The organism is Shewanella sp. Scap07 (assembly GCF_013394145.1).
Classification (GTDB): domain Bacteria; phylum Pseudomonadota; class Gammaproteobacteria; order Enterobacterales; family Shewanellaceae; genus Shewanella; species Shewanella waksmanii.
Window position 1 is genome coordinate 528,479 of record NZ_CP041329.1, and the last position, 9,066, is coordinate 537,544.

Below are 9,066 nucleotides of genomic sequence, written 5' to 3' on the forward strand. Positions count from 1 at the left end.
GTAGCTAAAACATCATCATTTTTTATTACTCATTTTCTTGCCAAGATCTGCTTTCTCTATTCCAGTTAACTCCCCCCAAATAGCCTGTTTTTTAAACAATTGTTAACACGTTACTTTGGCTGTTTTTTATCCTGTAGTGACTAAAATCCCAACAAATTTGCATTTTGTAGATTGTATAAAATATGTAATTAGTGTTATGGTTTTGTTGCATCTGGTTCTCTGTACCCTATTTATTCAAAAAATATTAATGACCAGATGCCTAATAAATCATTTTTCGGGAGAGATAGATCTATGTCTGGACGTAACGCAATAAAGCGATTTACCCCCAGTTTGGCGGCCATTGCCGTAGGCTCAGTGCTGATGTTGTCAGCGCCGGTAGCATATTCAGCTGAAACCAGTATTGTTAAAGGTAATATTGTTAGCCAACAGGGTGAAACCGTTGCTAATGCCTTGATAACGCTAAAGCACAAAACCAAAGGCCTTACCTATACAGTAGAAACTAACGATAAAGGTGCCTACTTTTTGCGGAAGGTGCCGGTAGGTGACTACGACATCACTATCACTAAGGATGGTTTTGAGACCACTCAAGAAAATGGTGTACGTGTGAGTATTGGCCAGCCAGTTATTCTTGATGGTCAATTGCTTGCTGTTGGTAGCAGCGATGTAGAGCGTATTTCGGTGACTGGCAGCAGAATTCGCCGGGTTGATATGGCTTCATCGACTGCTGGTGTCACCTTTAACCAAGATGAGCTCAACACTATGCCGGTGGATGCAGGTTTTGAAAGCATTGCCTTGTTAGCACCTGGTACCGCCGCTGCGGGGGGATCTAATTTTAATGGTGCTTCAAGTTTTGGGGGGTCATCATCAGCTGAAAATGCTTACTATCTCAACGGCTTAAATGTCACTAATATTCGTACGGGTTTAGGCGCGTTACGCTTACCTTGGGAAGCGATTGGTCAAACCCAAATCAAAACAGGCGCTATCTCACCAGAGTTTGGTGGAGCAATTGGCGGCATTATTAACGCTGTTTCTAAATCAGGCGACAATGAGTTCCATTTTGGTGCTGAAGGGCGCTGGGATCCGGATTCGCTACGTTCCAGCCATGATTCAGTTTATCAAGCCGATGGCACCATTGATGAGTATGGAAATACTCAACAGGACAGTACAGAATACAAGCATATCAAGCTGTGGGCCAGTGGCGCGATTATTGAGGATAAGCTGTTCTACTATGGCTTGTATGAGCCCAATCAAGAAGATGATAGTTGGGCGGGTCAGACGGTATACAGCGACCGTAAGCGTAAGTCGGATCGTTGGTTTGCTAAGTTAGATTGGTTTGCGACTGAAAACCACTCATTTGGTTTTATGGCCATGAACAACAAACGTACCTGGGATACATCCAGTTACGCTTATGACTGGCAAACCAATGAAGTGGGCGAGCAGCAAGGTGTCGCTGCACCGGGTGAAGATGGTGGCGGCTTATACAGTTTTAACTACAACGGTTATATCACCGATGATTTTTCAGTATCGGCGGTTATAGGAAGAACAAATGAAGATGTAGAGAATCGTGTAGCCTCGAGCAATCCAGGTGTCTGGGATGAGCGTAATGGTAACTTTGTAACGCTAAGTCAGCATACCAACTCTACAGTATCAGAGCAGCATTATGTACGCGATCAAGCGCGTATTGATTTCAATTGGGATTTGGAAGATCACGCAATAAGTTTTGGTGTGGATTATAATAGTGTTGAAGTTGATTACACTGAATACCAAAATGGATTGGGTGAAGCGCAAGGGTGGTGGACGATTGCAACGGCAGGTGCCGGGGATATTTCTGGTGCACCTGAAGGTAGTGACTATATTGAGCGTCGTCGCCGTTCAACATTCGCCAGCAATGATTCAGAAGTCAGCTCGCTGTCTTTTTACGTCAATGACACTTGGCAGGCGACGGATAACTTAGTGATTAACGCCGGTGTGCGGGTTAACAACTATGAAAATACCGTCTCAGATGGTCGCGCATTTGTTGAGTTTGAAAATGAAATCGCACCTAGACTGCAAGCTATTTATGATATTCATGGCGATGGCAGTTCTAAAGTTTATGCGACTTATGGTCGATACTTCCAGCCTGTTTCAGTCAACATGAACATCAAGCAGGGTGGCTCACAGCGTGAAGTATTTGACTATTTCGAATTGGACCAAGTTGATGCCAATGGCCACCCAGTAATCACAGCCGATGGTTCACCGAGTCGTGGTGCCGCGATTCGCGATACTTGGGTTCGCCAGCAAGGTATTACTGAGCCGGGCTTGATTGCTTCATCATCACTAGAATCTATGTTCTCAGACGAGTTTACTTTGGGTTATCAGCAAGAAGTGTTCGATACCATGTCAGCTGGTGCGCGAGTGATTTGGCGCGATCTGGGTCGTGGTGTTGAGGACACTGATGTTGGGCCTGTGTTGAGTAAAAAGCTCGCTGAGATGGGCATTGAAGATAATGTCGGCCAGGGATCTTATTATGTACTGCACAATCCAGGTAACGCGGTTAACTTAAGCTACGATTTTGATGGTGATGGTAAAGTTGATAATGTGAATTTGTCGGCCGAGGAGTTGGCACTCGATTCAATGCAGCGTCATTATTTAGCGTTGGAGCTGACCTTAGATGGCAACGTCACAGAAGATTTTCGTATTAACTCATCGTACACCTTATCTCGCAACTGGGGTAACACCGAAGGCTTAGTTAAAACCGATAATAACCAAGCCGACCCAGGCTGGACAACATCGTATGATTACGGTGATTTGATGGACCATGGTTACGGTGATCTGCCCAATGATCATACTCACGTGTTTAAACTTAATGGTAGCTATAACATTACTGATGAGTGGATCTTTGGCTTTGTTACTAGTGTAAGTTCTGGTCGTCCTCAGAGTTACTTCTCAGTGCATCCATCTGGTGTTGATAGTTGTGCTGAAGGTAGTCCATGGGATGCTTGTATTAGCCGCTATTATGGCCAAGCAAGTCACTATGATGAAAATGGTGATCCTGCGCCACGTGGTGAAGCGGGTAACTTACCTTGGGTTGCTAAGGTCGATCTATCATTGATGTATATGACAGAGCTATTCGATGGCAATTTCAGCATTAAGGGTACGGTTTATAACGTACTGAACTCTGATAGCGCCACTAATATCAATGAAGAGCGCGCAGCCTACGGGGATGATGGCTTAGTGCTTAATCCAAACTATGGGATGACTACCGAGCGTCAAGAAGAGCGTTACTTCTCTCTTGTAGCCCGCTACGAGTTCTAGTTTATAGGTCATTGCTAAACCTACTTTTGAGGCCGCATAAGCGGCCTCTTTTTCTGATGTAAACAAATCTAATTACATTTTGATAACAGATATTACAAATTGGTTTAAATGACTTTATAGCGATAATCTCGATATACCCTTCCAGCTCTACAACTTTCAACTTCATTGTTTATAAAGACTTTTGTCTCTATTTCGCTAATTTTTCATATGAATATTTATGACTAATTAACGCCAGTTTAGTCAAAACACCTCCAGATATGTATATTGCATACAAAATAAAGTATGTGATATAAACGTTGCCAACTTGTGTGAACCATGTGTTTTTTCATTGCTGTAGCTCATGAGATTCACCGGTATAACAAAAAGCATATATTTGGGAGATCACCATGAAATTTAATCAAATTGCTAAGCTAGTGAGCTTAGCGTGTAGTGGGGCTTTGGCCTTTACCGCACCTGCTGTATTAGCTGCCGAAGACGGCGCTGATACGGTAGAGCGTATTTCTATTACTGGTTCGCGTATTAAGCGTGTGGATATGGAAGGCGCTTCACCGGTTACTACTATTACCGCTGACGATATGGCTACCGCAGGTTTTTCAACTGTGGGTGAAGCTTTGCGTGCGTCAACCTTAAACTCGTTTGGCTCATACGGTGGTACGTCTAACAATAGCTGGTCATCACAAGCTACGATTCAGCTTAAAGGGGCAGACCCGAGCCATACATTAACGCTACTTGATGGTAAGCGTATGGCAAAATCCCCAGTTTTAGGTGGCGGTGCAACTAATATCAATACCATTCCTACAGCAGCTGTAGAGCGTATTGAAATCCTCTCTGACGGCGCATCGGCGGTTTACGGTACTGATGCAATTGCCGGTGTTATTAACATTATCCTCAAGAAAGATTTTGAGGGTGTTGAAGTGAAAGTACGCGCAGAAGAGCCTGATGCAGAAGGTGGCGGAGACAATCACTCAGCGTCATTTACTGGTGGCCTAAGCTCTGACATGGGGAGCTTTGTCTTTACCGCTGAGCACTTCAAAAAGAGTGGCATTCTATTTTCTGAGCGTCCATATACAGCAGCGCACGTAAAAGATGGTCAAGATCCAAGTGATTTCCGTAGCTGGATTGGTTTGAGCCAAACTGGTCGTACTATCGATATGGGACCTAATGGCGGTTGGTTATACACCACGCCTTACACTAACGATTTAGATTGTAGTGAAGTCTATGGGGCAAACTTTGTTGGCCCACTGAACGATAGTAAGTATCCTGGTGACACCTCTTGTTCATTTGATTACACCAAAGCGGCGTACAACGATGTGGACCAAGAGCGTACCTCAACCTTGTTGAATTACTCTTACAACATTAATGATGATATCGAGCTAACTGCACGTGCATATTGGGCATCGAATACCACCACTGATGTATCTGCGCCAGTACCGGGTTACATTACATTTGATGAGGCGATGCCAGCTTATACCACGGCCGATGGTCTTAACCTGCGCGCTGTACCAGAAGGCGGCGCAATGCTGTTCCGTTTCAATACCGCCGGTAATCGTGTACGTGAAAGTACCGATAACATCTATGACTTCTTAATTGGTTTAGATGGCACCACAGATAATTTTGATTGGAATGCATCGGCATCATATAACAAATATGACGTATTTAAGTGGGGTACGGGCTACCAACTTAAAGGTGCAACGACAGATTTAGTTGGTTCGTGGAATGATGATACCAATAGTTTCGAAGGCTGGGATCCACGTGATCCTAATTCTGAACTTCCTGGCGGCGCGACAGCTAACTCAGATGCTAAATTAACCAGCAGCACCTTTGAAGTTGATGCCGGTATCAGCATGGAACTGTTTGAACTTGCTGGTGGTGCAACAGGCCTCTATTTAGGTGCTTCTTACCGTGAAGAGAAACTTGACTCGGCAGTCGATGCCCTTGATGAAGCAGGTTTAATTGTTGGTGGTAGTGGCGGAGCCGGCGGAAGCGGTGATCGTGATGTCGCAGCTGTGTTCATGGAAATGGCATTCCCTGTACTGGATAACTTAGAAGTTAACCTTGCTGCACGTTATGATGAATATTCCGATTTTGGTGGTACCTTCAACCCACAAGTGTCTGTTCGCTATAACGTATTGGAGCCAGTACTACTGCGTGCGTCTTGGGGTACCGGTTTCCGTGCACCAACTCTTGAGCAGTTAAATCAATCTACCAGTGTTGGTTATAACGATGTAGTCAACTACATGAAATGCTATGAAGATGGCTTAGGCATCGATGGTTGTTCAATTGAAGATAATGTACCGGTTTCGATAGATCGTAACGAAAATCTAGGCCCAGAAGAGTCAGAAAGTTATAACTTTGGTGTTGTGTGGGATATTACTGATAATTTCAACATGACTGTTGATTACTGGTCACTGGAAACTGATGGTTTAATTGCTACGCTTGATAACAACGAAATTACTTATACTCAAGCACAGTTGTGGGAAAGCGCTGATGCAGCGGGTCAACCTCGTCCAGATATTAGTGCGGTATATCCTGGAACTTCAATTAGCCAAAATGGTATTGGCAAACTGACGGGTATGACCAATGTAATGCAAAATATTGGTTTAAGTGAGCGCGAAGGTGTTGATGCTAAATTTGCAGCGACATTTGAAACAGATATTGGTGATTTCAAACTTGGTTTAGCTTGGTCGCATTACTTGAAGTACACCGACTCGATGCCAGAAGGTGGTGTAAGAACGGTATCGCGCAACTGGGCGGGCACTGAGGATTATCCTGATGATCGCGTTAACTTTACTGCCAATTACTTGGTCGGCGATCATAGCCTTTACTATCAAGCGGACTACATTGATTCACAGTCTACAACGGATGAGAATGAAGATGGTTCAAGCTACTCAATTGATTCAGTGGTTTATCACACCTTAAGTTATTCTTATAACATGCCTTGGAACAATATTATCTCAGCGGGTATCAACAACCTGACTGACGAAGAGCCGCGCTTCCAAGCCAACGGTGACTACAACCGTTCAATCTACGACACAATTGGTCGTTCATATTGGGTGTCATTTACCCAGACATTCTAAGCTGATTTTGTTGGTTTAGCATCAAAAAAAGGCACTCTTATGAGTGCCTTTTTATTATTTAACAACCCATTAGATTAGTTAAGGATTTTTGCTAAATCAATTTCTAAAGAGACTTCTGGGCTCTCAACGATACGACCAATCTCTTCACCTTGCTGGATCACGATAAAGGTGGGGATACGAGTAAACTCGTAGTTCGCCGCTAAACCTTCTGGATCGGCTTTTTGACGGTCAACACCAATGTACTTAACGGTGATATTTGGATTATTGATCTCTTCCATTATGCGCATAAAACGCGGTGTTTCGCGGTGACAATCTGGACACCAAGTACCGATAATGACCACTATTTCAGTGGGCTCTTGTAGATTCTTTAGCGGGGTAATAGCTGCGGTATCGACTTGGTACTCTTCATAACCCGCGGTCATTTCTTCTACTTCCGCCATCATGGTGTTAGTGTCTACTAGACCAGTTAAAATCACTTCCTGTTTCTCCTCACTACATGTTGCCATGAAACCACCGTTTTCGTCTTCAAAGGCGCAACCACTGTTAGCAATGGCTTGAGTACTGAAAATTAATGCAGTGGTGGCAATAAGTGCTTTGATATTGTTGGTCATGATACTACCTCAGGTCACAGAAATTTAGCTAAATTTATTCTATCAGCATTATCTAATGAGCAAGCTTGAGGTGAAAGGGGCGAGGCGAGAGGATGTTAGCTTGATCACTGACCAATAAGCTAATTAGCTAGGTGGCTCACAGAATCAACGCTAGGTTTAAGTTTGAGTTAATCTGTGAGCCGTAAAGCACTATTTTTGTTCAGAACTGAAAATATTCCATTGTTTAGCAACGGTGTCGTGCTGCCACTGGCCTATAGCAATTAACCGATGCTGGCGGCCGCTAACCGGATTAGCAATATGGCGTAACTCATCATAAGTCTCGCTTTCAATGCGTTGTAGCGGGAAGCCTTGTGTTAAAGCAATTTGCTTAACCGTTTCGATACGTCGCAATGCCAGTTGGTGATTATAGTTGTCACTGCCTTCCGAGCTGGTATCACCGACTAACAGCAGTTTTGCTTGTGGCAAACCTTTAAGCTTGTCGATAAGCTCGGCAACCTTATTGCGCTCAGCGGTGCTAAGCGTATCTTGATCGAAGCCAAACATGATGATTTTGGTTTGTTCAGCGAACGCCACCTCTGTGGTACTGCAGCCCTTATTATCAATAATGGCGCCAATAGGTGTATCAGCACACTCGTCACGGGCATTCACAACACCATCGAAGTCTTGGTCATTAAGATTGCGGCTCTGTTGCTGTTGCTCATAGGGGGCAGCGGTATCAGCGCAGCCATAAAGTATCGTACAAATAGCAATTAATATTAATAAGTTAAAGTTTCTCATGCTATTTCTCCTGTGACCAAGGTTGAGGTTGGTCAATTCGGAACGACTCCATTAAGTAGCCCGTGGCATTGATTAATCGATAGGCGGCAATATAGTAGTTGTGATGGGCATTAAGGTAGTTTTTTCGTGCAAGAAATACCTCAACTTTAGCATCGAGTACATCGAGTAATGAGCGCCGACCTAAATCGAACTGTTTACGATAACCTTGTTCGGCTTTCACGGCTTGATCGACATTTTCGCGATAAAAACTGCGCTGCTGGCCGACAAAGTCAAATGCGTTCCAAGCAAGTCGGGTGCCTTCTTCTACCTGCTGCTCAGTGCTTTGTCTTACCGCAATAGCTTGCTGATAGCGCCATGCGGCCGCTTCGGTGCGATCCACTGTTGAGCCGCCGTTATACAGATCGTAGCTCAGCATTAACATTGCACGGGCATCCTCATCTGGGCCTTCAATGCCGCCGATATTGTCGTTCTTGTTAGCTTGAAGCTCGATAGATAACTTAGGCCAAAAGTCACTTTTTTCCCTTTCATGTTGTGCACTGGCCGCTTGTGCATCTGAGGTTGCCGCATCAATTTCAGGGTGATTTTTCTTGGCTAACTCCAAAGCTTGTGACAATGAGGTGGGTACGTAGTCAAAATCTGGCTGTGGACTGATGAGGTCTTGTGGAAACTGACCTACAAGGTCGTAGTATTTAGCCTGTAAATCCATCTGATTGTTACGTGCTGCTAGGTAACCCGATTGACTGGTCGCCAGTCGGGCCTTAACTTGCGCCACGTCTGATTCACTACTCAGGCCTTTATTGAGGCGAGAGTCGATATTTGCCAGAATCTCTTTGTGTTCTTCAACGTTGCGCTGTGCCAGTTCCGTCACTTTATCCGCCATCACCAGTTCTAGATAAACTTGACTGACCTCTAGAGAAAGATTCTCAGCGGCTGACAGCAATCCAAAGCGTTCTGCTTCTTTTTCAAACTCTAATCGGTCGATCTCTGATGTGGTGCGAAAGCCGTCAAATAATAGCTGCGACACCTTTAAACCGATTTCTGTTCTGGTTAATTCAGAATCGATGCGTTGGCCACTGTTATATCTGACATCTTCATAGCCAATGCCACCATAGAGCTTAACTTGGGGTAAATAGTCGCCTACGGCAGCGCGTCGGTAACGAACGGCGGCTTCAAATGCGGCATATTTTTGCTGCAAAGAAGGGTGATGATTAATCGCCTCTGCCACAGACTGTTCAAGTGTTAACGCTTGAACATGTGGTGCTAAAGCGAGTATGGGGATCAGTAACAATTGTCGCATAGTATCCTTA

Annotated in this window: 5 protein-coding genes; 2 read left to right on the plus strand and 3 right to left on the minus strand. The window is 44.4% G+C overall.

Annotation, left to right across the window (positions count from 1 at the left end):
* The first annotated feature begins 291 nt into the window (after positions 1-291).
* Entirely contained in the window at positions 292-3,294 is a 3,003-nt protein-coding gene (locus tag FLM48_RS02500; RefSeq protein ID WP_179023233.1) for a TonB-dependent receptor, read from the plus strand.
* A gap of 386 nt (positions 3,295-3,680) precedes the next feature.
* On the plus strand, positions 3,681-6,371 hold the full coding sequence (locus FLM48_RS02505) for a TonB-dependent receptor domain-containing protein (RefSeq protein ID WP_179023234.1): 2,691 nt from the start codon (positions 3,681-3,683) through the stop codon (positions 6,369-6,371).
* Between the two features lie 74 nt (positions 6,372-6,445).
* On the opposite strand, the gene FLM48_RS02510 is transcribed toward FLM48_RS02505, so the two are convergent.
* The 3 genes from FLM48_RS02510 to FLM48_RS02520 all read right to left on the minus strand — a co-directional run bounded on the left by FLM48_RS02510 (position 6,446) and on the right by FLM48_RS02520 (position 9,056).
* Entirely contained in the window at positions 6,446-6,982 is a 537-nt protein-coding gene (locus tag FLM48_RS02510) for a thioredoxin family protein (protein ID WP_028774818.1), read from the minus strand.
* A gap of 189 nt (positions 6,983-7,171) precedes the next feature.
* A complete protein-coding gene (locus FLM48_RS02515) occupies positions 7,172-7,759 on the minus strand; it encodes an OmpA family protein (protein ID WP_179023236.1) in 588 nt (195 codons plus the stop codon).
* A gap of 1 nt (position 7,760) precedes the next feature.
* Entirely contained in the window at positions 7,761-9,056 is a 1,296-nt protein-coding gene (locus FLM48_RS02520) for a TolC family outer membrane protein (protein WP_028774816.1), read from the minus strand.
* Between the last annotated feature and the right edge of the window lie 10 nt (positions 9,057-9,066).